This is a genomic window from Gordonia hongkongensis, from assembly GCF_023078355.1.
GTDB classification, from domain to species: Bacteria; Actinomycetota; Actinomycetes; order Mycobacteriales; family Mycobacteriaceae; genus Gordonia; species Gordonia hongkongensis.
The window spans coordinates 2,168,940-2,195,396 of record NZ_CP095552.1; the positions used below are offsets into that span (position 1 = coordinate 2,168,940).

18 protein-coding genes and 1 tRNA gene are annotated in these 26,457 nt (G+C 68.0%); 7 read left to right on the plus strand and 12 right to left on the minus strand.

What is annotated here, in order from left to right; translation table 11 throughout:
* Positions 1-29 precede the first annotated feature (29 nt).
* Positions 30-1,586, plus strand: coding sequence for a helicase HerA-like domain-containing protein (locus MVF96_RS09800; RefSeq protein WP_418930429.1), 1,557 nt, complete (start codon positions 30-32; stop codon positions 1,584-1,586).
* An 18-nt stretch (positions 1,587-1,604) separates the two neighbouring features.
* Here MVF96_RS09800 and cmrA read toward each other — a convergent pair whose 3' ends face one another.
* The 3 genes from cmrA to MVF96_RS09815 all read right to left on the minus strand — a co-directional run bounded on the left by cmrA (position 1,605) and on the right by MVF96_RS09815 (position 5,139).
* Positions 1,605-2,411, minus strand: coding sequence for a mycolate reductase (gene cmrA / locus MVF96_RS09805; protein ID WP_065629032.1), 807 nt, complete (start codon positions 2,409-2,411; stop codon positions 1,605-1,607).
* A 41-nt stretch (positions 2,412-2,452) separates the two neighbouring features.
* On the minus strand, positions 2,453-4,516 hold the full coding sequence (locus MVF96_RS09810) for an NADPH-dependent 2,4-dienoyl-CoA reductase (protein WP_065629094.1): 2,064 nt from the start codon (positions 4,514-4,516) through the stop codon (positions 2,453-2,455).
* 74 nt (positions 4,517-4,590) lie between these two features.
* Positions 4,591-5,139 (minus strand): PadR family transcriptional regulator, encoded by a 549-nt coding sequence (locus MVF96_RS09815; RefSeq protein ID WP_159370603.1) that lies wholly within the window; start codon positions 5,137-5,139, stop codon positions 4,591-4,593.
* A 137-nt stretch (positions 5,140-5,276) separates the two neighbouring features.
* On the opposite strand from MVF96_RS09815, the gene MVF96_RS09820 reads away from it, so the two are divergent.
* Positions 5,277-6,596: a uracil-xanthine permease family protein gene (locus MVF96_RS09820; protein ID WP_137809305.1), complete on the plus strand. Its 1,320-nt coding sequence runs from the start codon at positions 5,277-5,279 to the stop codon at positions 6,594-6,596.
* A 145-nt stretch (positions 6,597-6,741) separates the two neighbouring features.
* On the opposite strand, the gene MVF96_RS09825 is transcribed toward MVF96_RS09820, so the two are convergent.
* The 3 genes from MVF96_RS09825 to MVF96_RS09835 all read right to left on the minus strand — a co-directional run bounded on the left by MVF96_RS09825 (position 6,742) and on the right by MVF96_RS09835 (position 8,979).
* Positions 6,742-8,433 carry an alpha/beta hydrolase family protein gene (locus MVF96_RS09825; RefSeq protein ID WP_159370604.1) on the minus strand — a complete coding sequence of 564 codons (1,692 nt, stop codon included), beginning with the start codon at positions 8,431-8,433 and terminating at the stop codon, positions 6,742-6,744.
* Entirely contained in the window at positions 8,433-8,795 is a 363-nt protein-coding gene (locus MVF96_RS09830; RefSeq protein WP_159370605.1) for a hypothetical protein, read from the minus strand. The genes MVF96_RS09825 and MVF96_RS09830 overlap by 1 nt, the downstream gene beginning before the upstream one ends.
* Positions 8,796-8,905: 110 nt before the next feature.
* Positions 8,906-8,979, minus strand: a tRNA-Arg gene (locus tag MVF96_RS09835).
* A 133-nt stretch (positions 8,980-9,112) separates the two neighbouring features.
* On the opposite strand from MVF96_RS09835, the gene MVF96_RS09840 reads away from it, so the two are divergent.
* Positions 9,113-11,137, plus strand: coding sequence for a bifunctional copper resistance protein CopD/cytochrome c oxidase assembly protein (locus MVF96_RS09840; protein ID WP_137809308.1), 2,025 nt, complete (start codon positions 9,113-9,115; stop codon positions 11,135-11,137).
* Between the two features lie 13 nt (positions 11,138-11,150).
* Here MVF96_RS09840 and MVF96_RS09845 read toward each other — a convergent pair whose 3' ends face one another.
* Complete coding sequence (locus tag MVF96_RS09845; protein WP_137809309.1) at positions 11,151-11,735, minus strand: chorismate mutase; 585 nt, start codon at positions 11,733-11,735, stop codon at positions 11,151-11,153.
* A 159-nt stretch (positions 11,736-11,894) separates the two neighbouring features.
* Here MVF96_RS09845 and MVF96_RS09850 point away from each other — a divergent pair, with 159 nt between their 5' ends.
* Positions 11,895-12,323, plus strand: a complete 429-nt coding sequence (locus tag MVF96_RS09850) for a single-stranded DNA-binding protein (protein ID WP_058250025.1) — start codon at positions 11,895-11,897, stop codon at positions 12,321-12,323.
* Positions 12,324-12,355: 32 nt separating this feature from the next.
* Here MVF96_RS09850 and MVF96_RS09855 read toward each other — a convergent pair whose 3' ends face one another.
* From MVF96_RS09855 to MVF96_RS09875, 5 genes are read right to left on the minus strand one after another with little or no spacing between them, the layout of a single operon-like run.
* Entirely contained in the window at positions 12,356-12,769 is a 414-nt protein-coding gene (locus MVF96_RS09855; protein WP_159370606.1) for an ATP-binding protein, read from the minus strand.
* A 40-nt stretch (positions 12,770-12,809) separates the two neighbouring features.
* Positions 12,810-13,148, minus strand: coding sequence for an STAS domain-containing protein (locus MVF96_RS09860; RefSeq protein ID WP_058250027.1), 339 nt, complete (start codon positions 13,146-13,148; stop codon positions 12,810-12,812).
* The gene (locus MVF96_RS09865) at positions 13,148-15,124 is read right to left on the minus strand and encodes a glycosyltransferase family 2 protein (RefSeq protein ID WP_159370607.1); all 1,977 of its coding nucleotides are present in this window, start codon (positions 15,122-15,124) and stop codon (positions 13,148-13,150) included. The genes MVF96_RS09860 and MVF96_RS09865 overlap by 1 nt, the downstream gene beginning before the upstream one ends.
* Entirely contained in the window at positions 15,121-16,353 is a 1,233-nt protein-coding gene (locus MVF96_RS09870; protein WP_247451919.1) for a PP2C family protein-serine/threonine phosphatase, read from the minus strand. Before MVF96_RS09870 ends, MVF96_RS09865 begins: the two co-directional genes overlap by 4 nt.
* Complete coding sequence (locus tag MVF96_RS09875; RefSeq protein WP_159370609.1) at positions 16,350-17,342, minus strand: glycoside hydrolase family 26 protein; 993 nt, start codon at positions 17,340-17,342, stop codon at positions 16,350-16,352. The genes MVF96_RS09870 and MVF96_RS09875 overlap by 4 nt, the downstream gene beginning before the upstream one ends.
* A gap of 270 nt (positions 17,343-17,612) precedes the next feature.
* Here MVF96_RS09875 and ettA point away from each other — a divergent pair, with 270 nt between their 5' ends.
* The 3 genes from ettA (at position 17,613) to MVF96_RS09890 (ending at position 26,390) form a co-directional block, all read left to right on the plus strand.
* Positions 17,613-19,286, plus strand: a complete 1,674-nt coding sequence (gene ettA, locus MVF96_RS09880) for an energy-dependent translational throttle protein EttA (RefSeq protein WP_065629023.1) — start codon at positions 17,613-17,615, stop codon at positions 19,284-19,286.
* A gap of 40 nt (positions 19,287-19,326) precedes the next feature.
* Positions 19,327-24,060 (plus strand): NAD-glutamate dehydrogenase, encoded by a 4,734-nt coding sequence (locus MVF96_RS09885; RefSeq protein WP_247451920.1) that lies wholly within the window; start codon positions 19,327-19,329, stop codon positions 24,058-24,060.
* 68 nt (positions 24,061-24,128) lie between these two features.
* Positions 24,129-26,390, plus strand: a complete 2,262-nt coding sequence (locus MVF96_RS09890) for a molybdopterin-dependent oxidoreductase (RefSeq protein ID WP_247451921.1) — start codon at positions 24,129-24,131, stop codon at positions 26,388-26,390.
* Positions 26,391-26,457: the final 67 nt, after the last annotated feature.

A 26,457-nucleotide genomic window follows, 5' to 3' on the forward strand; every position in this document is an offset into this window, starting at 1 on the left:
GCGGGACATCGGCCCCCGAGGTCTATCGTGTGCTCGTGACCGAAGCCTCCAGTCCGGCGCAGCACATCGCCGCCGGATACGCGTTCAGCACCGCCGCACTCGAACTGGGCGCCGTCTCGGTGGCGGGGCAGGTGGATCCCGCGGCGAAGGTCCGAATCCCGCTGTCGATGATGAACCGGCACGGTCTCGTTGCCGGCGCGACCGGGACGGGAAAGACCAAGACGCTGCAGCTCATCGCCGAGCAACTGTCGAGCAACGGCGTTCCTGTCGTCATGGCCGACATCAAGGGCGACCTGTCCGGACTCAGCCGAGCGGGCGTGGGCAACGACAAGATCGCCGAACGCTCCCACCAGACCGGCGACGACTGGCAACCGGCAGCGCACCCGGTCGAGTTCGTCTCGCTGGGTGCGGAGGGAATCGGGGTACCGATCCGTGCGACCATCACCTCGTTCGGGCCGATCCTGCTCAGTAAGGTGTTGGGGCTCAACGCCACCCAGGAGTCGACGCTGGGCCTCATCTTCCACTGGGCGGACAAGAAGGCCTTGCCGCTTCTCGATCTGAAGGATCTGCGGTCGGTCATCGCCTTCCTCACCAGCGACGAGGGCAAGGCCGAACTGAAGGGGATCGGCGGGGTGTCGCGGCAGACCGCCGGCGTGATCCTGCGGGCGCTGTCGAATCTCGAGGCCGACGGCGGTGACACGTTCTTCGGCGAACCCGAGATCGATCCCGCCGACCTCATCCGGACGGCGCCCGACGGACGCGGCATCATCACGTTGTTCGAGCTCGGTACCCAGGCGGCCCGCCCCGCGCTCTTCTCGACCTTCCTCATGTGGATTCTGGCCGATCTGTTCGAGTTCCTGCCGGAGGTGGGCGACCTCGACAAACCGAAGCTGGTCTTCATCTTCGACGAATCGCATCTGCTGTTCGACGACGCGTCGAAAGCCTTCGTGGACCAGGTCGTGCAGACGGTGAAACTGATCCGGTCGAAGGGCGTCGGCGTGTTCTTCTGCTCCCAGCTGCCGACGGACATCCCGAAAGAAGTGTTGTCCCAGCTGGGTGCCCGGATCCAGCACGCGCTGCGCGCCTTCACCCCCGACGACCAGAAGGCGCTGCGTACGACGGTCAAGACCTACCCCGTGTCGGAGGTCTACGACCTCGAGCAGGTGCTGACCTCTCTCGGTACGGGCGAGGCGGTCGTGACCGTGCTGTCCGAGCGCGGTGCGCCGACCCCGGTGGCGTGGACGGTGGTCCGAGCGCCCCGGTCGGCGATGGAGGCGATCGGCGCCGACGCTGTCACCTCGGCGGCGAAAGCCGGGCCGTTGTACGCGAAGTACGGCACGCCCATCGACCGCGAGTCGGCGTACGAGATCCTGGCCGCCAACACCCTCGCACCGGGGGAGCCCGCCGACGCACCGGCACCCGTGCCGCCGACGCCGGCCCCGGAGCCGATGCCGGAGGAGCCAGGGCTCCTGACCGAGGTGCTCACGAGCAAGCCGATGCAGAGTTTCCTGCGATCGGCGGCGAGCGCGGCCGGACGTGAATTCAGTCGCGCGATCTTCGGCACGGGGCGTCGCCGGCGGCGCTGAACGGCGCCCGGACGACTCCTACTCCGCGCTGAACTTGCGGTAGAACCCACCGACGATCGGGGCCACCACCCCGCGCGGTGTGTACCCGCCGGCCACCGACATCGCCTTGGACAGGGTGCCTGGCACGACGCGCATCTTGTTGTGCGCCAAGGCATCCAAGCTCATCTCGGCGACCTTGGCCGAGGAGTGCCACAGGAAGTCCGGGACGACCTTGTCGACGATGGACGCCTCGTCCGGGGTGGGAGTGTGCGTACGCACCGGGCCGGGCGCGAGCAGGGTGACGTGCACGCCCTGCCCGCACACCTCGCCGCGCAGGGACTCGCTGAAGCTGTTCACGAAGGCTTTCGATGCCGCGTACGTCGCGTTGTTGGGAATCGGCATGTTTCCGGCGGCCGACCCGACCATCAGGATGCCGCCCGAGCCGCGCCTGACCATGTGCGGGAGCACCGCCAGGGTGAGGTCGTGGACCGCGTTGACGTTGAGCCGAACCTGCGCGCGTTCGTAGTCGGCGTCGAGGTCGGCGACCGGCCCGAAGGTCGCGATGCCCGCGTTGTTGCAGAGGATCGAGATCTCGCGGCCCGCGAACTCGGCGGCGAGCACTTCCACCTTCGTCGGGTCCGACAGGTCGACCGCGCGGACCTCGACCGAGACCTCGTGTGCCGTGCGGAGTTCGCCGGCTAGTTCCTCGAGAAGGTCGCCCCGACGGGCGACGAGGATGACCGAATGACCCCGGGCGGCCAGCGCGCGTGCGAGTTCCCGTCCGATCCCGGACGAGGCCCCGGTGACGACGGCACGGGCGGTGGCGGAGGGCGGCGGTACCGGCATGTCGCAATGGTAGCCGCCGCCTCTCGCGCCGAGACCGAGCGTCAGTCGATGCCGGCGGCGACCTCGGTGCCCTGCCGGATCGCGCGCTTGGCGTCGAGCTCGCCGGCGTAATCGGCCCCGCCGATCACATGCGTCGTGACCCCGGCCAGCGTCAACGGATCGACCAGATCGCGTACCGACTCCTGGCCCGCGCAGATCACCACGTTGTCGACCTCGAGCACGCGGGTGTCGGTGACGTTGCCCTCGTCGTCGCGGAAGCTCAGATGCAGCCCCTGGTCGTCGATCTTGTCGTAGGTGGCGCCGCTGATCTGCTCGACGCCCTTCATCTTCATCGTCGCGCGATGGACCCAGCCGGTGGTCTTGCCGAGGGACTTGCCCTGCTTACCGACCTTGCGCTGGACCAGGTAGACCTGACGCACCGGCGGAAGCGGCCGCGGCTTGGTGACGAAGCCGGGCTTCTCCGGATCCTCCGTCACGCCCCATTCCTGTTCCCACTCTTTGAGATTCATCGTCGGCGACTCGTCGGTGGTGAGGAACTCGCTGACGTCGAAACCGATGCCGCCGGCACCGATCACGGCCACGCGCTTGCCGATCTCCCGATGTCCGAGCACGGCGTCGGCGTACGACATCGCCATCGGGTGATCGACGCCGGGGAAGCTCGGGATGCGCGGCACGACGCCGGTCGCGACGATCACGTCGTCGAACTTCTCGGCGATGATCTGCTCGGCGTCGGCGCGGGTGTTCAGCCGGACCTCGATACCGAGCACCTCGATCTGACGGGTGAAGTAGCGGATCGTCTCGCTGAACTCCTCCTTGCCGGGAATGCGTGCGGCGATGGAGAACTGGCCGCCGATGGAGTCGCCGCCCTCGAACAGGGTGACCTTGTGGCCGCGCTTGGCGCCGGCGACGGCGGACGACAGGCCGGCCGGGCCCGCGCCGATCACGGCGAGGCGCTTGGCCTTTCGTGTCGGACCCAGGATGAGCGTGGTCTCGCGTCCCGCGATGGGGTTCACCAGGCACGACACGTGTTTGCCCACGAAGGCGTGGTCAAGGCAGGCCTGGTTGCAGCCGATGCAGGTGTTGATCTCGTCGGAACGACCCTCGCGGGCCTTGTTCGCCAGGTGGGGATCGGCAAGGAACGGCCGGGCCATCTGGATGGCGTCGACGCGTCCGTTCGCGAGGATCTCCTCGCCGAGTTCCGGGGTGTTGATGCGGTTGGCCGCGATCAGCGGGATCGAGACCTCGTCGCGGAGCCGTTCGGTGAACTTCACGAATGCCCCGCGCGGCACCGAGGTGACGATGGTGGGAACCTGGGCCTCGTGCCAGCCGATGTCGGTGTTGATGGCGTCGACGCCGTACTGCTCGGCCTTGCGAGCCATCAGCGCGACCTCGTCCCAGGTCTGTCCCTTGCGGATCAGGTCGGCGATCGACTGACGCAGGATCACCGGGTAGTCGCGGGGGACCTGACGGCGGATCTCCTTGATGACCTCGACCAGGAAACGCTGGCGGTTCTCGGTGTTGCCGCCCCATTTGTCGGTGCGGTCGTTGGTGTGAGGGCAGAGGAACTGGTTGATGAGGTAGCCCTCGCCGCCCATGATCTCGATGGCGTCGTAGCCGGCCTTGCGTGCCAGCTTGGCGGACTGCCCGAACGACCTGATGACGTGGCGGATGATCGGCTCGGTCATCTTCAGATGCTTGAAGGGGTGTATCGGCGACGGATCGGTGCCGGGAGCGACCTTGAACGGCGTGTATCCGTAGCGGCCGGCGTGGATCAGCTGCATCGCGATCTTGCCGCCTTCGTCGTGCACGGCCTTGGTCACGCGCTTGTGGCGGGTCATGTCGACGACGTTGGTCATCTTGCCGCCGGCGAAGGCGAGCAAACCCGTCCGGCTGGTGCCGAAGCCGCCGGTGATAATCAGTCCCGCACCGCCTTTGGCGCGTTCGGCGAAGTACGCGGCCAGCTTGTCGGTGTCCCAGAACCGGTCCTCGAGACCGGTGTGCATCGAACCCATGACCAGTCGGTTCTCGATGGTCATGCCGCCGATCTGCAGGGGCGTGAACAGGTGCGGATAGTGCTGGTTCGGTTGTGCCGTCGGGGCTGACATGGCGCGACCTTTCATCTCGGTGAACCTGGGTGGACGGATTTGGCGGTTTCGAAGGTGTTGCGGGACTGGCTAACTCAGCTCTCGGTCAATTCCCGTTCGAGTCCGTGGATGACCTCGTCGCACCATTCGATGTATCCCTGCTCCTGGCGGATGCCGCCGCGGAGGACGAGGTACTGGTGCAGCTTGCGGCCGGTGAGCGTGTCGGGATCGGGGTAGTAGTCGGCCTGGAAGCCGGTGTAGAGCTTCAGTTGCGCGAGGTGCTCGTCGCGGTGGGCCTTGAGTTCGCCGACGATGGCGGCGAGGTCGCCGAACTCCGCGGCCCGCAGCTTCACGCCGATGTCGCTGCGGAGCGGTTGCAGTGGGGTCGGACTCATCGCCCAGTCGGCCAGGGCGTCGCGCCCGGCATCGGAGATCGTGTAGACCTTCTTGTCCGGACGACCGTCCTGACTGATCGACTCGACGCTGACCAGTTCGTCGTCGAGGAGCTTCTTCAGCGTCCGGTAGATCTGCTGATGCGTGGCCGACCAGAAGTAGCCGATGCTGCGGTCGAATTGCTGACCGATCTCATAGCCCGTTCCCGGTCGCTCGGCCAGCGACACCAGAATCGCGTGTTCGAGCGCCATGAGAGCAAGCTAACACTGCAACAACGCACTATGCAACAAGGTGTATATGAGTCGAGTTGCATATCGGCGGCGGCGACGCCGACCGAGGAAGACCCGAAGTGAGGCGTCGTCAGCATCCGTGCCGCACACTGTTCGGCATGGGTGAACCGGAGACGAGGTCTCGGAATCTGCTGTCCTGGAAGCTGACCGACAACGCGGTCGTGGCACCGGAGGAACGGCTGACCTGGCCGCGGACGGTCAGCATCGGTCTGCAGCATGTGGTCGCCATGTTCGGCGCGACCTTCCTCGTCCCGGTGCTGACCGGATTCCCGCCGTCGACGACGCTGTTCTTCTCCGGCGTCGGCACGATTCTGTTCCTGCTGATCACCCGCAACCGCCTGCCCAGTTACCTGGGTTCGAGTTTCGCCATCATCGCGCCGGTGACAGCCGCCGTCGCCTCCGACGGGGCGTCGTCGGCGCTCGGGGGACTCGTGGCGGTCGGCGCACTGCTCGTCGTCATCGGGCTCATCAGTCATTTCGCGGGTGTGCGATGGATCGAGACCCTGATGCCACCTGTCGTGACCGGCGCGATCGTCGCCTTGATCGGGCTCAATCTGGCGCCGGCGGCCAAGAACAACTTCGTCGCCGATCCCGTCCTGGCGACGATCGTGCTGGTGCTGCTGGTGGCCTCCGCGGTGCTGTTCCGCGGGCTGCTCGGTCGCCTGGCGATCTTCCTGAGCGTCGTGGCCGGATATGTCCTCGCGCTGATCCTCGACCGGATCGACAGCGACAACGACTACATCGACACCTCCGCCATCGGCGACGCTGCCTGGATCGGACTGCCCGACTTCCAGACGCCCACGTTCGACCTGGGTGTCCTGCCGTTGTTCCTGCCCGTGGTGCTGGTGCTCGTCGTCGAGAACATCGGCCACGTGAAGTCGGTCGCGATGATGACCGGCAAGGACTACGACGCGACCATGGGTCGGGCGCTGGCCGCGGACGGCGTGGCCACGATGCTGGCCGGCAGCGGCGGTGGGTCGGCCACGACGACCTACGCCGAGAACATCGGTGTGATGTCGGCGACCAAGGTGTACTCGACGGCGGCCTACTGGGTGGCCGGCGGCGCGGCGATCCTGCTCGGACTGTCGCCCAAGGTCGGCGCCGTGATCGCCGCGATCCCCCCTGGCGTGCTCGGCGGTGTCACGACCGCGCTCTACGGTCTGGTCGGTGTCATCGGCGTCCAGATCTGGGTGACCAACAAGGTCGACTTCTCCAAGCCGATAAACCAGTTCACCGCGGCGATCCCACTCATCATCGGCATTGCCGACTACACCTGGCAGGTCGGCGACCTCGTGTTCGCCGGCATCTCGCTGGGCTCGGTCGCGGCACTGGTCATCTATCACTCCATGCGCCTCATCGGCGGGTGGCGGGGGACGGTGGACGTCGGCCGGACGGGCACTCACCACGGCGACGCATAGGTGTCCGACCGACGAACCTCAACTCGACTGATGGACTTCGATCGAGGTCCAGGAGTCGAGTTGAGGTTCGCAGGTGGACGGTCGCGAGGGGACCGGGATGGAACAGACGACTACTCGGAAGCCTGGCGTGTGTTCGAGTCGCGGCTCACCACGGCAGCCGTAGCGGGATGTCGGGAATCGGCCCCGGCAGGTCGATGTCCCCGTCGGCGCGATCGTTGACGAGATAGAGCCACCACAGGGGAGCGGGTGCGCCGACCGGTGGCGGGAGTTCGGCGACGTCGGGCTTGCGAGGGACGTAGAGGTCGGGTTCGGCGCCGACGATGACCTTCACCATGTTCTGGAAGGCCGTGGATTCCGTGTCGTTCCAATAAGCACCGTGGGTGACCAGACCCCCGTCGACTGTGCGCTCGTCGAGCTCGACTGTGCCGGTGTCGAGCCTGATCACGCCGGGCGCGGTGTCGGGGTCGTGGCCGTGCGGGTTCCCGGGAAAGGACTGGACGTAGTGGATCGGGTCGCCCGGGAAGGTCAGCGAGTATCGATCCACGCCGTCGGGATGCGGCGTGTCGTAGATGCCGGTGCCCGCCGACGACGCGTAGATGACGCGGTCGGGGGACAGGCCGAGTTGTTCGGCCGATCCCACGACCGACCCGCCGTAGCTGTGACCGATGTAGGTGGTGGTCGCACCGGGAGCGAGGTGCACGATCTCGGCGTCGAGTTCGGAACCGAACAACTCCAGGCGGTGCGCCATGGCTACGGCGAAGCTCGGACTCGCCGCCGCGCGGAGGTCGGGCGGGAGGTCGCCGTCGAGGTAGAGGAACACCGGTCCGCCGGTGCGTGCCGCGAGTTCGGCTGCGGCCGTGCGGTTGTGGCCGACCACGGTGTCGAGGTTCGTGCCGGTCCCGGGCACGTAAATCGCCGTGTTAGGAGCACCGGGCCGCAGCGACCCGATCATCTCGACGATTCGTCCGCGCGGAGTGTTGACGAAGGTGATGAAGGTCCGCTCGACGAGTCCGTCGTCGCCGCGGGGTGTCTCGTCGGCGATCGGGTCGGGGCGGGGCTCGAGGAGTCCGCGCAGGGTCCGAGCTCTTCGGCCGTGCCCGCGGCCGGCCGACATCTCGTCGAGAAGTGCGTTGCGGATGTTGATTTCGTTGGCCTGGGCGCGGATCGCGAACGGGACACCCGGTAGGTTCCCGATGACATGCGGGTCGGCCTGCACCAGACGTCGGACGTCGTCGGCACCCATCTGTTCGATGACGTCGCGGACCTGGGTCGGCGTGAGCGTCTCCAGCATGCGGACGGCCTGATCCGCGTCCATCTCGGCGCCCCCGGGCAGTGTGACGTCGGGTTGACCCGCCGTCATCGACGCGAGGTCGGCCGCGAACGTCTCGAGTCGTGCACCGTAGCGCTCGTCGAGGGCGTCGACGGTGTCGAGAGCCTCGGCGATGGATTCCGCGAGAAGGGCGGCCTGACCGTCGAAGTCACGCTCAGGATGGGTCACCTCGCCGTCGTCGAAGACGGTGAAGCCCAGCCCCTCTGCTCCCCGGACGACACCAAGTGCGAAGTCGCGGGCGTAGCCGAGGTCGGCGGCGGCATCGGTGGCCTCGTCGGCGATCATCTGCACCACGTTGCGGACCTCGCCGGCATGATCGTGTTCCGCCCAGATGGCCTGGTGCGCAGCATCATGCGTGGCACCCGACCACGTCGAGGCGTCGTCGAAGGCACGCACCGCGCGACCGATGCCGGTGTCGATGCACTCGGCCAGCGTCGAGGCAGCGGACCCGGTGGCGGCGATCGACTGCGGATCCCACGCGCGCAACTGCGAGAGGGTGGGTCGCATCAGCGGTTCCGAAGCGAGCGGAACCGGGTGCCCGACCGCGCGTCGGCGTCTGCCGTCGTCGCGTCGAACGTCCGCAGCATCAGGCTCATCGTCGTCAGGCGTTCACCGATGGAGTCCACCGCCGACCGTGCGGGTCCGATCGTGGCGGCGAGGGCACGCACGACGCGACTCGAGGGTCCGAGCGCCGCGCCGACGGCCTCGACATCCGCGGCGTGGATCGCGATCGCGGCGGCCCGCCAGGTGCGCGCGATGCCCTCGACCTCGGCGGGATCGACACCGAACAGCGATGTCTCTGAGTGATTGTGGGTTCGCCGGCCAGGTGACAGCGGCGGGAAACCGGACAAGGAGCGGGGGAGCGTCATGATCCTCCAGGGAGTCGCGACCCACCGAGGTGTGGGGCAGGACTATGACGCACGGCGTGCCCTGAACGGTTCCCGATCCACTTCGAGCGGTCGGCGACAGGCACATGACGTGCCCCCGGCAGGACTCGAACCTGCGACCTAGGGATTAGAAGGCCCTTGCTCTATCCACCTGAGCTACGGAGGCTGACCGGCGAGCGTGACGTGGCGCACGAGCGGCCGGGCAGAGAGAGTCTACGACACCGTCGTCGCTATGCCGTGCGCCACGGCGGGCCACGTCGAATTGGGATCACGTCAGTGGCCGGTCCTACAGTTGGAGGATGACCCGCACGTCGACGCCCGCCTCCGCGGAGCAGCATCGCGACGCGATGAACGAACCGCGCGGCGTCGTCACCGCGATCCTGTGGGCATCGGGTTGGCTCGCCGCGATCGTCGCCGTCGCCGTCACCGCGATCTCCGCGGCGTCGGCGCTCCGGTTGACCGGTGTGCCCGATCCGGGGCCGCTGACCACCTACGGCGCACCTGCTCTGACCGCGATCGGCGAGTTCGCCGCGGCGATCGCGCTCGGGTCGGCCGTGTTCGCCGCGTTCTTCGTGCCGCCCCAGGCGAGCGGCGTCCTCGACGTCGGGGGTTACCGCGCCATCCGGATCGCGGCGGCGAGCGCGCTGACGTGGTCGGTCTCCGCTCTGCTGTCGATGCCGTTCTCGGCGTCGGAGGTCAGTGGGGCGCCGCTGGCGGAGGCGATCCGCCCGGCGAACCTGCTGACCGCCTACGGCCAGGTCGCGGAGGTGCGCACCTGGTTCTGGACCGCGGTGTTCGCACTGGTCGCGGCCATCATCGCCCGGATGACCCTGCACTGGGGTCCGACCATCGCGGTCATCGCGTTCTCCGTGTTCAGCCTGATGCCGTCCGCGCTCGCGGGCCACTCCTCGTCGGGTGGCAACCACGACGTCGCCACCAACAGCCTGATCCTGCACATCATCGGCGCGACCCTGTGGCTCGGCGGTCTCGCCGCGGTCGTGGTCTACGCCCTCGCCGACGGACGATGGCGTGCCCTGGCGGTGCGCCGGTTCTCGCGCGTCGCGTTCTGGTGCATCCTCGTCGTGGGGGCCAGCGGTGTCGTCAACGCCCTGGTGCGGGTGCCGCTCGGCGACCTGTTCACCGACACCTACGGCCGTCTGGTCGTGGCCAAGGTGGTGGCCCTGGTCGTGCTCGGCGGACTCGGCGCGTGGCATCGTCGTGTCACCATCGCCCAACTGGACGCCGACGACAAGCCGTCGCTGTTCGTCCGCTTCGGACTGGTCGAACTCGCCGTGTTCGCCGCGACCTTCGGCCTGGCCGTCGGCCTGAGCCGTACGCCGCCTCCACTCGTGGACACCACCCAGATCTCGGCGACCGAGAACGCGATCGGTTACGACCTCGACGGGCCGCCGACGTTCGTCCGCCTTCTCACCGAGTGGCGCTTCGACCTGATCTTCGGGCTCGCGGCGATCGTGCTCGCCGTCGTGTATCTCCGGGGAGTCATCCGCCTGAGGCGCCGGGGTGATGCCTGGCCGGTCGGTCGCACCGTCGCGTGGCTCCTCGGGTGTCTGCTGCTGTTGCTGGCGACGTCATCGGGATTGGGCCGCTACGCCCCGGCGATGTTCAGCATCCACATGATCGCGCACATGCTGCTGTCGATGATGGTGCCGGTCCTGCTGGTGCTTGGTGGCCCGGTCACGCTCGCCCTGCGGGCACTGCCGCCGGCCGGTCGGGGCAATCCGCCGGGCCCGCGCGAGTGGATTCAGCTGGGCGTGCACTCGGCGCCGTCCCGGATCCTGACGCATCCGCTGATCGCCGCGGTCATGTTCGTCGGCAGCTTCTACGTTCTCTATCTCGGCGGTCTGTACGAGTCCGTGGTTCAGTACCACGCGGCGCACCTGTTGATGAATCTGCACTTCCTGATCAGCGGCTACATCTTCTACTGGCTGGTGATCGGCATCGACCCGGCCCCGCGTCAGGTGTCACCCGTGGCAAAGCTGGGCCTCGTGATGGCCTCGATCCCGTTCCACGCGTTCTTCGGCATCGCCCTCATGATGACGACCGCGGTCATCGCCGAGACCTACTACCGCGGGCTCAATCTCCCGTGGAACTACGGCCTCTTCGACGACCAACGTGTCGGGGGCGGAATAGCCTGGGCCGCAGGCGAGATCCCCCTGGTGGTGGTCCTGCTCGCGCTGTTCGTGCAGTGGCAGCGCAGCGATACGAAGCTGGCGCGACGCTTCGACCGCAACGCGGACCGCGACCACGACGCGGACCTCGGCAGCTACAACGAGATGTTGAAGGAACTCAACAAGCGCGGTTGAGCGGCAACAGGTCTCAGCCGGACCCCGTCGACACCGTGCATACCGACGACCCGGCCTGGATCAAGGCGCCGGTGTGCAGGGGATCGAAGCCGAAATCGGCAGCGGTGCGGCCGGTCGCAGTGATCAGCTCTGGGGGACACCGGAAGCTCGTCACGAGTTCGCCTGCGGCGGCAAGCTGGTCGACGATGGCCACGGTGAACTCGTTGATCGCGGTCCGGACCGGACCGAGATCGGACGTCGCAGGTGGAGCAGTCTGCCCAGGCAGCCGCCACTGCGCAAACAGTCCGCGTTGGACGGTCTTGCTAGCCTCGATCTGATTGCGGAACACACCGCGTACGTAGGCGGGGTCGAGACCGCGGTCGGTGGCCAGCTGCGACACGGTGTCGAGGACCACCTGTTCGCGCGCCGGGTCGTCGATGGCCGCGCCGGACGCCCATTTCGTCGCGGCGACGGTGTCAGCCAGTGCGAGCCGGCCCGCGATCGCCTCGGTCAGACCGGTCAATGTCGGCGAAGCGACCGGCGCAGCGCCTGCGAGGGGCGGGGCAACCAGCATTGTTGCCGCTGAGATGAGACCTACCAGGAGCCTTCGGATGCGCACCCTGCGAAGTGTATGGGCGGCGAGCGTCAGGTGCATCGCGATCTGTGGGTAACCCGTCGAGTTCTCCACAGTCGTGCGGCCTCGACGGTTGACGGCCCCGCTGCGGGTGATGCTGGTGCGGCCACACCTTCCCGTGGCCGACAACCGTAGGAGACGACCATGTTTGAGACGTACACGACCGTCATCGGAACCGTAGTGTCCGATCCCCGTCGGCGGCAGACGACCACCGGGGAGGACGTGATCTCCTTCCGCGTGGCGTGCACCTCGCGGCGGATCGACAAGAACACCGGCGAGTGGTCGGACGGACCCACGTTGTACCTGACGGTCAGCTGCTGGCGGCGCCTGCTGACCGGGGTCGGCCTGGCGATCGCCAAGGGTCGACCGGTGATCGCGCACGGTCAGATCAAGACCAACGAGTACCCGTCGGCGGACGGCTCACGTCGCTCCGATCTCGAGATGACGGCCGTGGCCGTCGGACTCGACCTGAGTCGCTGCGTCGTCACTTATCGGGGCACGCCCGCCCAGGGGCGCGCGGCCGACGCGCCGGTCGTCGCAACCGCGCCCGAGACCCGCGAGTCGGCGGCGTGAACGCACGATCGTGGGGTTGAGCCGATTACGACTCAGTCCGAACGGTTCCGGACCAGTCGCCAGTGGTTCTTGCCGTCGGCACGACGATAGGCGAGTTCGTCGAGGACGTTGATCGCGATGGCCAGGCCGCGGCCACGCTCGGCGAAGTCGTCGGGCAGGTTCACGGCGTCGAGATCGACGCGGGCGGGACTGCCGTCGTCGGAGTAGCGGGCTTCGATCCGGTCCGGTGCGACCTCCAGCTCGAGGCGCAGGGTGACGGTTGCGCCGTCCCCGGCGTGTTCGATGATGTTGGCGCCGATCTCGGCCACGGCGAGCTCGAACTGCATCGCGTCCATGTCGTCGATGGGGCACTCCGCGAGGAGATCGGCGAGGAGTGCGTGGATGTGGTCCATGGTCTCGAGCGAGGTGATCTCCTCGAGGGTGCGGGTCGCGGTGTTCTCGGTCATCGCCGGGTCCTCGATCTCTGGGTGAGTGGGACGGGTCCCGTCAGGCCCCGTCGAAGGCGTCGTCGGCCGACGGGTGGACGCGCAGAACGCGATTGAGATTGGTCAACTCCAGGACGGTGACCACCTGCGGCGTCGGGGCCGCGATCCGGAGGTCGCCGCCGGCCTGGCGTGCCACCTTCAACCCGGAGACGAGTGCGCCCAGGCCCGAGGAATCGATGAAGTCGGTGCCGGACAGGTCGACGACGATCCGGGCCGAACCGGACCCGACCAACTCGTGCAACTGGTCTCGGAGTCGCGGGGCGACAACCATGTTGAGCCGGCCCTCGGGCCGGATCGCCACGGCGCCGCCGTCGACGCTACGTGTTGCGAAATTCGCCATCACTGCCCTTCCTCATCGGGACCGCGGTACCGCACCGCGGTGATGACAACGCTCAGGATCACCAGATCGAACACTACCCAGAACAGGTTCACGCCGACGCCGAGAACGGAGACGGCGCCCCGGTACAGCTGCACGACACCGATGACCGAGGCCACCACGAGCAACGCCATCGCGATCAGCTGTGGCCGAACGATGTGCCAGGGCAACGCATCCTGCGACTGCTTGGTCTTCGGGGTCACCGCGAAACCGAGTGGACGGTTCATGTAGACGTTGCGAAATGCGGTGGTGCACGCCTTGATCCAGACGGGGAACAGAGCGAGGCTGTACTGCTGGCCGCGCCACGTCGGCGTGCCTCGTGCCACCACCAGGAACAGTATCTGGTTGACCACCAGGAACGGGATCAGCCGCAGGAAGAAGTCCCAGCTGTAGGCCTCGACCGGCAGGATGCCCAGCACCAGGTAGACCACCGGTGCCGCGATGTAGGCGATGGCCGCGAAACCGGCGAGGTAGCTCCACATCGTCGCCCAGTACATGAGTCGCTGGGTGAGGGTGAGGCCCTTCTGTACCAGCGGGTTCTCCCGCAGCATCACCTGGATCGTGCCCTGCGCCCACCTAAGCCGTTGCGTCACCATGGTTTTCAGGTCCTCCGGCGCCAGGCCGAAGGCAAGATTCTCGTGATGGTAGGCGGAGTTCCAGCCGAGGGCGTGCAACCGCATACAGGTCGCCATGTCCTCGGTCACCGAGATGGTGGCCAGGGGCAGCATGGGCTGGGCCTCGTCGGATCGCCCGACGTCGACCGCCGCGACCATGGCGCGGATGGATTCGATGGCGCCGAGCGGCGACCACTCGCGCTCGGCGAGGACCGCGAGTGCGTCGTAGTCGACGGCGCCGGCACCGGCTTCCTGCTCGCTCAGCTCGGTGAGCGCCTCGATGGCCTCGAGGTCGGCGCGCATGGCCTCGACGTCGGCGTCGACGAGCCCGCGTGCCGCCTCGTCGACGCGCGCCTGGAAGCGATAGGTGATCTCGGCCAGTGGCTCTTTCTTCTTCAGCTGCGCGCGAGCGTCTTTCACGGCCTCGTCGACGGCGTCGAGCGCGGCCGAGGCGGTGGGGTTGTCTTTCCCGACCTGCTTGCGCGTCGACTTGAGGACAGAACGCGCGGTGCGCAGGGCGCGATCGATGCCGTCGGAGACGGCGGAGACGTACTGGGTGATGCCGAGCTGCATCAGCGCCTCCCGGCGCAGCACGGCGTTGGATCCGCAGAAGAACGCGGCGTTCCACCCGTCCTTGCCCTGCTGGATCGGCCCGTAGAACAGCGGAGCCTGGCTGCCGAGCGGGTCCCCGGGCGGCACGTTCACGAAATACTGCGGCGTCTGGACGAGGGCCATCTTGTCGTCGTGGAAGTAGCCGAGCGTGCGGTCGAGGATCTGCGGTTCGGGGATCTGATCGGCGTCGAGGATGAGGAGGAACTCGCCGTCGGTCTGCATCAGGGCGTTGTTCAGGTTGCCGGCCTTGGCGTGTCGTGGTTTGTCGAGCCAGTTCGACGATCGCGTGATGTACCCGATGCCTGCCTGGGCCGCGGCCTCGGCGAGCTCGGGTCGATCACCGTCGTCGAGGATCCACGTGGTGTGCGGGTAGGTGATCGCCTTCGCCGCGACGGCGGTCTTCATCACCAGATCCAGGGGTTCGTTGTAGGTGGTGATGAAGACGTCGACGGTGGCGCCCTCGGGCGGGGGAGGCGGGTCGGGGCGATGCTGCAGTCGCCACATCGTCAGCCCGAACAGCAATGAGTCGATCAGGCTGTACGTTTCGGCGACGACCAGGGGAACCGCGATCCACCAGGCGTCCCAGTTCACCGACGCCAGCCAGCGCCACACGATGTAGTTGATCCCGAGGATCGCGGCGGCGACGATCAGCAGTCGCAGCCATGGCGACGGAGCCGTGCGTGCGAGTGTGGCCTCCTCGACGCTCTCGCTCATCCCGCATCGTCTCGACGAATGGCCACGACGGTCACATCGTCGATCGGCGGCCGTGAGGCGACCAGTTCGCTCACCATCGAGCACGCCTCCGACGGGGTCGAGGTGTCGGCGAACAGTGCCTGCAACGCCGACTCGTCACCAGACGGCAAGAGGTCCAGCAGCCCGTCGGAGGTGATGACGACCATGTCGCCGGGATCGAGGTGGACCCGGGCGGAGTCCCAGGTGTCGTCGCGCAGGATGCCGATCGGCAGACCGCCCCCGGGGAGCGACTCCACACCTCCGGCGGCCCGGCGGACGATCGACAGACCGTGGCCGGCGTCCACGTACTCGAGCTGCCCCTCGTCGGTGTGCAGGCGTGCATGGAACGCGGTCGCGAACGTCTCGGTGCCGGCGAAGTCGTCGGCGAGCTGATCGGCCACCGTCTCGACCACCTTCGCGAGGTCGGCGTCGGCCGCGGCATGTCCGGCGGCGTCGAGTGCGCGGGATGCGGCTCGGATCGCCGACCGGACCGTCGCCGTGAGGATCGCCGCGCCGAGCCCCTTTCCCATGACGTCGGCGACGGTGAACACCAGGCCGTCGCTCCAGGGGTAGTGATCGTAGAAATCGCCGCCGACGGCGAAGGCGGGCAGGCACATCGCCGCGATCGACCAGCCGGGGACGACTCCGAGAGGCGGCGGCAGCAATTGACGCTGCACCAGTGCCGCGCGTTCCAGGTCGTCGCTGTTCGCGATCTCCCGCTGCGCCCATGCGGCGAGCTCGCGGAACGCCGCCTCCTGATCGGTGGTGAGTTCCCGCGGCCGGGTGTCGTACAGACAGAAGGTCCCCACGGGATGTCCGCCGGGGCCGTACAGCGGATATCCCGCGTAGAAGCGGATTCCGTCGTCTGCGGCGATCTGCGGGATCGCGGCGAAGGCCGGGACCTTCGAGACGTCGGGGATGATCAGCGCCGGATCGTCGGGGTGGTCATAGGCGCGCGCGACCGTCACCTGGCACACCGTCTGTTCCCGCGGCAGGTTCTGCAGCTCGATGCCGTCGACCGCCTTGAACCACTGCCGGTCTCGGTCGAGCAGCGACACCGTCGACATCGGTACGCCGAACACGGCTTTCGCCATCCGGGTGATCTGCGCGAACCGATCCTCCGGGGGCGAGTCGAGTACGTTCAACTGCTGCATCGAATGCAGTCGTGCCTCTTCGATGTCGGCATCGATGTGCGCGTCCACCAGGGTCACCTCAGTCCCGCTTTCTCGAGTGCGTGCGCCATCGCGGCGCCCGCTGCTGCCGTGCTGCCCAATCTCCAGTCCGCTTCTTTGTCGTGGTCGAACCAGACAAAGCCGGTGACGTCGTCGGCGTCGTCGAGGTAGGTCACCAGGTCGGCGATCCAGTCGGCTTTGGAACCACCGGCTTCTGTCGACCCGACCTCTGTGACGAGTATCGGTTTCTCGGAGGACAAGTTACGAAGCTGTGCAAACGAATCGGCGAACAACTCCGCCGGCGGAGTCCATCGGTGGCCGGGCACCGCGCCCCAGTTGTAGCCGTCGATCCCCAGGACGTCGACGTAGGTGTCGCCCGGGTACCAGCGTGACAGCGGAGCGTCGTCGGAAAGGGGGACATTCGGGGCCCACACCCACTTCACGTTGGTCGCGTTCTTGGACGCGAAGAGGTCGTGGACATGGCGCCACGCGGCGATGTACAGCTCGGGGGAGGTCCCGCCGGCGGGGCTCCACGGGTACCAGTCGCCGTTCGGCTCGTGCGCGAACCGGAGGTAGACGATCCCGCCCCAGGCGACGAGTTCGTCGGCCCAGCGGTACAGGTAGTCGTCGTGGGCTCCGGCCACGATCGACGACATCGTGAACGCGCCCCAGTCGTAGTCGTCACCACCGAGGTGGCGCCACGGCTCCCAGGTGACCACCGGTTCGGCACCCGAGGCGACCACGGCGTCGAGTGCGGCGATCGGGGGGATCGCGGTGAAGTCCTCGAAGAACAGGTTGACGGTCGGCCGGACCCCGACGAGGTCGGTGACCGCGGCGACCTCGGCCGGGCGGAGCGGGCCGCTCGGGGTGCTGACACCGAACCGCAGGCAGTCCCCGGCCGGGCCGTGCAGGGGAGAGATGGTCGGCGGACACTCGCGCGGCGCCGGCTCGCAGGCGACGACGCCCATCGACCCGACCATGACACCCAGGACCACGGACACGATCGTCCATCTGGGTACCGCACCCATCGACCGCTCCCATCGCCTCGCCGCCGCACACCGGCACGGCGCTCACCCATTCCCCCCGTTCTCGTCCCCACGACATTCTCTCGGCAAACCTGCCCACCCGCGCGTCAACCGCGAAAGACGGTGCACCGAACCGGCGCAGACGCACCGGACCGTCGCCCGGCATGCGACGGCGACTAGGCTTGTCCCCATTGTGTGTGCGCCCGGGCGCGCACCCCCGCGTCCGCGGCAGACAGATCACACGGCATCGAGCAGGTCCGAAGGAGTTTTCACGTGGCTGAGTTCATCTACACGATGAAGAAGGTTCGCAAGGCGCACGGCGACAAGGTCATCCTCGACGACGTCACCATGTCCTTCTACCCGGGCGCCAAGATCGGCGTCGTGGGACCCAACGGCGCGGGCAAGTCGTCGATCCTGAAGATCATGGCCGGCCTGGACCAGCCGTCGAACGGCGAGGCGTTCCTCGACCCCGACGCAACCGTCGGCATCCTCCTGCAGGAGCCGCCCCTCAACGAGGAGAAGACGGTCAAGGAGAACGTCGAGGAGGGCATGGGTGAGATCAAGGTCAAGCTCGACCGCTTCAACGAGATCGCCGAACAGCTCGCGACGGACTACTCCGACGAGCTGATGGAAGAGATGGGCAAGCTCCAGGAGGACCTGGACAACAACGACGCCTGGGACCTCGACTCCCAGCTGGAGCAGGCGATGGATGCGCTGCGCTGCCCGCCGGCCGATTCGCCGGTCACCCACCTGTCCGGTGGTGAACGTCGCCGCGTCGCACTGTGCAAACTGCTGCTGCAGAAGCCCGACCTCCTGCTGCTCGACGAGCCGACCAACCACCTCGACGCCGAGTCGGTGCTGTGGCTGGAGCAGTTCCTCGCGAACTACTCGGGAGCAGTGCTGGCCGTGACCCACGACCGGTACTTCCTCGATCACGTCGCGCAGTGGATCTGTGAGGTCGACCGCGGCAAGCTGCACCCCTACGAGGGCAACTACTCGACCTACCTGGAGAAGAAGGCCGAGCGTCTCGAGGTCCAGGGCAAGAAGGACCAGAAGCTGCAGAAGCGGCTCAAGGAAGAGCTCGCCTGGGTCCGCTCCGGCGCCAAGGCCCGCCAGACCAAGAACAAGGCCCGCCTCGCACGCTACGAGGAGATGGCGGCCGAAGCGGAGAAGACCCGCAAGCTCGACTTCGAGGAGATCCAGATCCCGACGCCGCCGCGCCTGGGCGACGTCGTGGTCGAGGTCTCGCACCTGGACAAGGGCTTCGAGGGCCGGGTTCTCATCAAGGACCTGTCGTTCACCCTGCCGCGCAACGGCATCGTCGGTGTGATCGGTCCGAACGGCGTTGGCAAGACGACCCTGTTCAAGACGATCGTCGGCCTCGAGCAGCCCGATTCGGGCACGGTGAAGGTCGGCGAGACGGTCAAGCTGAGTTACGTCGACCAGAGCCGCGCCAACATCGACCCCAAGAAGACGGTGTGGGAGGTCGTCTCCGACGGGCTCGACTACATCGAGGTCGGCCAGAACGAGATGCCCTCGCGCGCCTACGTCAGCGCCTTCGGGTTCAAGGGCCCTGACCAGCAGAAGCGCTCGGAGGTGCTCTCCGGTGGTGAGCGCAACCGCCTGAACCTCGCGCTCACCCTGAAAGAGGGCGGCAACCTGATCCTTCTCGACGAGCCGACCAACGACCTCGACGTCGAGACCCTGGGCTCGCTGGAGAACGCGCTGGAGCAGTTCCCCGGGTGTGCCGTGGTCATCAGCCACGACCGCTGGTTCCTCGACCGCACCTGTACCCACATCCTGGCGTGGGAGGGCAACGTCGAAGAGGGGCAGTGGTTCTGGTTCGAGGGCAACTTCGAGGCCTACGAGGCCAACAAGGTCGATCGCCTCGGCGCCGACGCCGCCCGCCCGCACCGGGTCACGCACCGCAAACTGACTCGCGATTAATCCCGGTTCCGCCCGGCGCGGGTGACTAGCATCGGCAGATGTGACGTCACTCGTTCCGGACGCGGTGGACCACTACTTCAGGTCGCGGACCGACGGGTCGGCAGGTGAGTCGGCCGCCGACCGGGTGCGCAGACATCTCGATGACGCGCGGGTCCGCCGCCGCGGAGAGGCGCTCGTCGGGGTGACCGCGGGCGAGGGCGGCACCGTCGAGATCCTCGTCGTCAACGACGACATGCCGATGCTCGTCGAAGCCGTCCTGGCCACGGTCGAGGCGCACGACCTCACCGTCGATCGCATGGACCACCCGGTGATACCCGTTCAGCGGGACCCCGACGGCACACTCGTCGCCGTCGACTCCGGCGAGACGACCCCGGAGTCCTGGATCGCGGTCTGCGGGCTCGCACGTCACCCGGGCATCGATCCTGAACCGCTGCGCGACGACCTCCGCGAGGTCGTCTCGCGGGTCATCGACGTCGACGCCGACGCGTCGGCGATGCGCTCTCGGATGGCCGAGTGCGCCGCCGGGATGGCCGAGGCGCCGCTGCCGGGGGCCGGAGTCTCCGACGCCGACCGTGGTGAGTACGCCGCACTGCTCGAGTGGTTCGCCGGCAACCACTTCCACCCGCTGGGCCATGTGCGGGTGGGCGGGGACGGGCCCGCCGGGGACGCCGACCGTCTCGGTGTGTGGCGAACCGACTCCATCAGCCGCGACTTCCCGTCGGTGACTGATCGTCCGCTGGTCCCGCGGGTCAGCCGGGTGTTCGTGGCGACCGGCATCCAGCGCACCAATTTCCCGGTGCTCGTGCAGGTTCCGACGTTCGATGCGAATGGCGATCACGACGGCGAGCATCGTTTCCTGGGTACCCTCACCTCCGCCGGCAATCATCAGGCGGTGCTCGACGTCCCGGTCCTGCGCGCCAAGGTGCACGACGTCCTCGCGCAGGCGGGCGTCGAGGAGGATTCCTTCGCCGGTCAGTCCATGATCGAGCTGCTGCAGAACTATCCGCTGGTGGAGATGTTCTCGTCCACCGAGGACGAGCTCGAACGCCGCCTGACCGAGATGCTGGACGCGGTGGCGACGCGGTCGCTGCGGCTGTTCCTGCGCACCAACTTCGACGGCCGCACCGCTGTTGCCCTCATCTACCTGCCCCGGGATCGCTACAACACGTCCACCCGGCTCGCCCTCGAGCGCGCGCTCGTCGCCGAGGTGGACGGAACCGGGCTGGAGTACACGGCGCGTGTCAGCGAGATGCCGTTGGCACTATTGCAGGTGCTGGTCTGTATCGACCCGACGACGGCGGCCGAGCTCGGATCGGTCGACACCGGATCACCGGCCCACGCACGCGTGCAAGCGGCGCTGGTCGCCGCCATCCGCGGTTGGGACGAGCGGGTGCGCGAACTGGCTGTCGCAGAGGACATCGCGGGACTCGACGGCGGCCCGGACGTGCTGCTGCGCCAGTTGTCCTCGCTGTCGGAGGACTACAAGGAGCTCCGCGAACCGCACGCGGCCCTCGCCGACCTCATCCGCGTCGTGGGTCTGGAACCGGGTGAGATCGACGTGACCCTCGACGCCGCCGAGACGGCGACCGACGGGCGAGAACCGGACCGGTGGATCTTCACGCTGTACCTCTGCGGTGCGTCGGCGACACTGACCGATGTCCTGCCGGTGTTGCACAGTCTCGGTCTCGACGTCCTCGAGGAGCACCCGTACGAGATTCATCGGCTCGACGACACCGTCTGCTGGGCCTACGAATTCAGCGTCCAACTCGCGGCCGGGATGACCGTCGACCTCGACCACGCCGACGACCTCGCCGACCGGTTCACCGAGGCGTTCCGCCGGATCTGGCTCGCCGGTGCGGACGTCGACGCCTACAACGAACTCGTCATCAGGTCGGGCCTGGACTGGCGGTCGGCGGCCATGCTGCGCGCCTACGGGCAGTACCTGCGTCAATGCGGGTTCTCGTACAGTTCGGCCCACGTCGCCAGCGTCCTCGGCCAGCACCTCGCCATCACCCGCGGCCTCGTCGACCTGTTCGTCGCGTCGTTCGACCCCGACACCGCCGACGAACAGCGCCGAAAGCGGGTACGCGACAAGCTCGACGAGGAGATCGGACTCGTGTTGAGCCTCGATGCCGACCGCATCGTCTCCGCGTTCGCGGCGGTGCTGTCGGCGACCGACCGCACGAACTACTTCGTCGACGGCGGGTCGTCGGACTCCGATCACTGTCCGGTCATCTCGTTCAAACTCCGTCCGCGCGACATCCCGCAGACCCCTGAACCCCGTCCGCTGCACGAGATCTTCGTCTACTCACCGCGCGTGGAGGGGGTGCACCTCCGATTCGGCTCGGTCGCCCGTGGCGGCCTGCGATGGTCGGACCGCCGGGAGGATTTCCGCACCGAGATCCTCGGCCTGGTCAAGGCGCAGGCGGTGAAGAACGCGGTGATCGTGCCGCTCGGCGCCAAGGGCGGTTTCGTGGTCAAACGGCCGCCGCCGCCGACCGGTGACGCCGCGCGGGACCGGGAGGCGCAGCGGGAGGAAGGGATCGCGTGCTACCGGCAGTTCATCGCCGGCCTGCTCGACGTGACCGACAACATCGACCTCGCGACCGGTGAGGTCATCCCCGCCCGCGGGGTCGTCCGGCTCGACTCCGACGACACCTACCTGGTGGTGGCGGCCGACAAGGGCACCGCCTCGTTCTCCGACATCGCCAACGACGTGTCGAAGTCGTACGGGTTCTGGCTCGGCGACGCCTTCGCCTCCGGCGGGTCGGCCGGATACGACCACAAGGCCATGGGTATCACTGCCCGGGGCGCGTGGGAGTCGGTCAAGCGGCATTTCCGCGAGATGGGGACCGACACACAGTCGCAGGACTTCACCGTTGTCGGGATCGGCGACATGAGCGGCGACGTGTTCGGCAACGGGATGCTGCTCAGCGAGCACATCCGGCTCGTCGCCGCGTTCGATCACCGGCACATCTTCGTCGACCCCGATCCGGAGGCGGCGGCGTCGTTCACCGAACGGAAGCGGTTGTTCGGCCTCCCGCGGTCGTCGTGGGCGGACTACGACACCGACCTCATCAGTGCCGGCGGCGGGGTGTGGGAGCGCGACCGCAAGTCGATCCCGATCACCCCCGAGATGGTGGACGCGCTGGGCATGGAAGACGGCACGACAGAACTCTCACCACCCGAATTGATACGCGCGATCCTGCTCGCTCCAGTCGACCTCCTGTGGAACGGCGGCATCGGGACCTACGTGAAGGCGTCGACCGAATCACATGCGAGTGTCGGCGACAAGTCCAACGACGCGATCCGAGTCGACGGAAACGAGTTGCGTGCCAAGGTGATCGGAGAGGGCGGCAACCTCGGGGTCACCGAACGCGGGCGCATCGAGTTCGACCTCGCCGGGGGCCGGATCAACACCGACGCCCTCGACAACTCGGCCGGGGTCGACTGTTCCGACCACGAGGTGAACATCAAGATCCTGCTCGACGCGGCGGTCTCGGCGGGCGGCCTCGACGCCGACGAACGCGACCCCCTACTGGAGTCGATGACCGACGAGGTCGCCGAACTCGTTCTCGCCGACAACATCTCGCAGAACTCCGAGCTCGGATTCTGCCGCACATTCGAGCTGCTGCGAGTGGAGGTGCACGCCCGCATGCTCGAACACCTCGCCGCCAAACGGGGCGTCGACCTACGCCTGGAAGCGCTGCCCGAGCCGCGCGAGCTGCGCAAGCGGGTCGGCAGTGAGCTCCACCGCGGTCTCACGTCGCCCGAGTTCGCCACGCTCATGGCGCACGTCAAGCTCGAGTCCAAATCCGACCTGCTCGCCACCGACCTCCCCGACAACGACGTGTTCGCACCCCGCGTCGCGCGCTACTTCCCGGACGCGGTGCGCACCGAGCATTCCGACGCGATCAGCGGACACCGGTTGCGGCGTCAGATCGTGGCGACGACCCTCGTCAACGACGTGATCGACCACGCCGGGATGACCCACCTGTTCCGGTTGAGCGAGGGGAGCAGCTGCAGTACCGAGGAGGGCGTCCGCGCGTATGTGGTGTCCAACAAGGTCTTCGGCATGAACGAGGTGTTCGAGGGCATCCGGCATGCACCGGCTACGGTCGAGGCCGTCGACGAGATGATGCTGTACGCTCGCCGTCTGCTGTTCCGCGCCTCGCGGTGGCTGCTCGCCTTCCGGCCGCAACCATTGGCCATGGCCGCCGAGATCACCCGCTACGGCGAGCGGGTGGCAGCACTGTCCGAGGTCATCGACGACTGGTACGGGCTGAGCTCGGCACGCGATGTCGCCGAGCGCGCCGACACCTACATCGAGCACGGCGTTCCCGAGGACCTCGCCCACACCGTCGCGGCTAGCCTGCACCGCTTCTGTCTGCTCGACATCATCGACGCGGCCGAGATCGCCGACCGGGACGCCGGCGAGGTCGGCGACCTCTACTTCGGGGTGATGGAGCACTTCGGTCTCGAACAGCTGCTCACGGCGGTGTCGGGACTCGAATTCGGCGATCGATGGCATGCGCTGGCCCGGTTGGCAGTGCGTGACGACATGCACGGTGCGCTCCGTGCGCTGACCCTGCGGATCCTGGAGGTCAGCGAACCCGGCGAGAGCACGGCCGACAAGATCGCCGAGTGGGAGTCCTCGCGGTCGAACCGGCTGAGCCGGGTACGTAGCGTGCTCCGGGAGATCGAGGAGACCGGGACCGCGGACCTGGCCACGCTCTCCGTCGCGGCCCGGCAGCTGAGGAGCGTGATCCGCTGATGCGCAGGCGACGGCTGCCGTCGTCGAATCCGTCGCAGTCAGGTGTGCCGAGCGCCTAGCCTGAGCACATGACCCGAACCGCACCGCGCATCTGCCCGCTCTGCGAGGCCACCTGCGGTCTGACCCTCACCATCGGCCGGGACCGCACGACCGGCGGCGAGATCGTCACCGCCGCGCGCGGTGACGCCGACGACGTGTTCAGTGCCGGCTACCTGTGTCCGAAGGGTGCGAGTTTCGCCCAGCTCGACAACGATCCCGATCGCCTCGACCGTCCGCTCATCCGGCGCGATGGTCGGCTCGTCGAAACCGATTGGGACACAGCGCTCACCGCTGCGGTCGACGGGCTGCGCGAGGTGATCTCGACCTCCGGCGGCGAGTCGATCGGCTTCTACCTCGGCAATCCGTCCGCGCACACCGTCGCCGGCACGATGTACGCGCCCTTGCTCATCCGGGCACTCGGTACCCGCAACGTGTTCAGCGCCAGCACCCTCGACCAGATGCCGAAGCAGGCGGCCACCGGTTACCTCGTCGGTCATGCCGGGACCTTCGCCGTCCCGGACCTCGACCGCACCGATCATCTCGTGATCATCGGAGCGAACCCGGTGGTCTCCAACGGCAGTGTGACCACCGCCGCCGACTTCCCCGGAAAACTGACCGCGCTGCGCCGCCGGGGCGGCCGCCTGACCGTCATCGACCCGGCTCGCACCCGCACGGCGAAGCTCGCGGACACCCACATCGCGCCGCGGCCCGGAACGGATGCGGCGCTGCTGTGCGCGGTGGTGCAGTGCCTGTTCGACGAGGATCTCGTGGCCGACGACCTCGGCGGGATCGCCGCGCATGTCCTCGGTGTGGAGGCGCTGCGCGACGAGATGCGCGAGTTCACTCCCGAACGGGTGGCGTCGTTCTGTGGTGTGGCGGCCGCCGACATCCGGGCACTCACCCGGTCGATCGCCGCGGCGGAATCGGCCGCCGTCTACGGCCGGATGGGCACCACCACAGTGCAATTCGGGACCATCGGCAGTTGGCTCATCGACGTGGTGAACATCCTCACCGGCAACTTCGACCGGCCCGGGGGAGTGATGTTCCCGCTCGCACCGACCGCTCCGTCGCCCCGCCCGGCCCGTGCGGGCCGGGGGTTCCGTACCGGGCGGTGGCGCAGCCGGGTCTCCGGTCACGCGGAGGTCGGCGGTGAGCTCCCCGCCGTCGCGATGGCCGAGGAGTTCGAGACGCCCGGCGAGGGGCGGTTGCGGGCGCTGGTGACGGTCTCGGGCAACCCCGTCCTGTCCGCACCCAACGGTGCACGACTGGGACGCGCACTCCACGACGCACAGTTCGTGGTCTGCGTCGACCCCTATCTGAACGAGACGACGCGGCACGCACACGTCGTGCTGCCGCCGCCGCGCCCATCGCAGAGTCCGCATTTCGACGCCATCCTGAACAACCTGGCGGTCCGGGCCACCGCCCGCTACTCGCCGCCCGTGTTGCCGCTGCCAGCAGGCCGTCCCGACGAGATCGAGATCGTCTGCCGACTGATCCTGGGCCTGTCCGGGGCCGGGAGCGACGCCGACCCGGGCCTCGTCGACGAACAGGTCATCGCGGCCACGCTGTCCAAGGAGGTCACCGACCCCTATTCGCCCGTCGCCGGCCGTGACGTCGCCTCGCTCGTCGCGATGTTGCCCGACGCGCCCGGACACCAGCGTCGTCTGGACATGCTGTTCCGCCTCGGGGCGTACGGCGACGCCTTCGGCTCCCGCGACGGCCTCACGTTCGCGGATGTGCTGGCCGCGCCGCACGGCATCGACCTGGGGCCGATGCGGCCGCGCCTGCCCGGGGTGCTCCGCACGGCATCCGGCAAGATCGAACTCGCTCCCGACCCGCTCATCGGCGACCTCGCGCGCCTGAGCGCAGCGGTGGACGCCGGGGGCGACCCGGCGCCGGCCGCCGACGGCAGCCTGCTGCTGGTCGGCCGCCGCCACCTGCGGTCGAACAACAGCTGGATGCACAATCTCCCGGCCCTCACCGGCGGTACCAATCGCTGCACCCTGCTCATGCATCCCGACGATGCCGACCGACTCGGCATCTCCGACGTCGCCAAGGTCCGCGGTGCGGGCGGTTCGCTGACCGTCCCCGTCGAGATCACCACCGACATCCGGCCCGGGGTCGCGTCGCTGCCGCACGGGTGGGGTCATGATGTCGACGGCATCAGACTGGGCGTCGCTGCCGCCGAGCCGGGTGTGAACGTGAACGACCTGAACGACGGCGCCCTGCTGGACCCGCTCTCGGGGACCGTCGTCCTCAACGGTCTGCCGGTGGAGATCGCGCCTGCTTGACCGGGTCGGGTAGTGCGTAGGGTTGGGCCGGGGTGGCCGCGCTGGCCGCCCGCCGACACCGATCTCA

What these genes read in the sequence shown, in the direction of transcription:
- cmrA (WP_065629032.1), bottom strand. Translation starts at nt 2,411, where the DNA reads ATGCCGGTACCGCCGCCCTCCGCCACCGCCCGTGCCGTCGTCACCGGG.
- MVF96_RS09810 (WP_065629094.1), bottom strand. Translation starts at nt 4,516, where the DNA reads ATGTCAGCCCCGACGGCACAACCGAACCAGCACTATCCGCACCTGTTC.
- MVF96_RS09815 (WP_159370603.1), bottom strand. Translation starts at nt 5,139, where the DNA reads ATGGCGCTCGAACACGCGATTCTGGTGTCGCTGGCCGAGCGACCGGGA.
- MVF96_RS09820 (WP_137809305.1), top strand. Translation starts at nt 5,277, where the DNA reads ATGGGTGAACCGGAGACGAGGTCTCGGAATCTGCTGTCCTGGAAGCTG.
- MVF96_RS09825 (WP_159370604.1), bottom strand. Translation starts at nt 8,433, where the DNA reads ATGCGACCCACCCTCTCGCAGTTGCGCGCGTGGGATCCGCAGTCGATC.
- MVF96_RS09830 (WP_159370605.1), bottom strand. Translation starts at nt 8,795, where the DNA reads ATGACGCTCCCCCGCTCCTTGTCCGGTTTCCCGCCGCTGTCACCTGGC.
- MVF96_RS09840 (WP_137809308.1), top strand. Translation starts at nt 9,113, where the DNA reads ATGACCCGCACGTCGACGCCCGCCTCCGCGGAGCAGCATCGCGACGCG.
- MVF96_RS09850 (WP_058250025.1), top strand. Translation starts at nt 11,895, where the DNA reads ATGTTTGAGACGTACACGACCGTCATCGGAACCGTAGTGTCCGATCCC.
- MVF96_RS09855 (WP_159370606.1), bottom strand. Translation starts at nt 12,769, where the DNA reads ATGACCGAGAACACCGCGACCCGCACCCTCGAGGAGATCACCTCGCTC.
- MVF96_RS09860 (WP_058250027.1), bottom strand. Translation starts at nt 13,148, where the DNA reads ATGGCGAATTTCGCAACACGTAGCGTCGACGGCGGCGCCGTGGCGATC.
- MVF96_RS09865 (WP_159370607.1), bottom strand. Translation starts at nt 15,124, where the DNA reads ATGAGCGAGAGCGTCGAGGAGGCCACACTCGCACGCACGGCTCCGTCG.
- MVF96_RS09875 (WP_159370609.1), bottom strand. Translation starts at nt 17,342, where the DNA reads ATGGGTGCGGTACCCAGATGGACGATCGTGTCCGTGGTCCTGGGTGTC.
- MVF96_RS09890 (WP_247451921.1), top strand. Translation starts at nt 24,129, where the DNA reads ATGACCCGAACCGCACCGCGCATCTGCCCGCTCTGCGAGGCCACCTGC.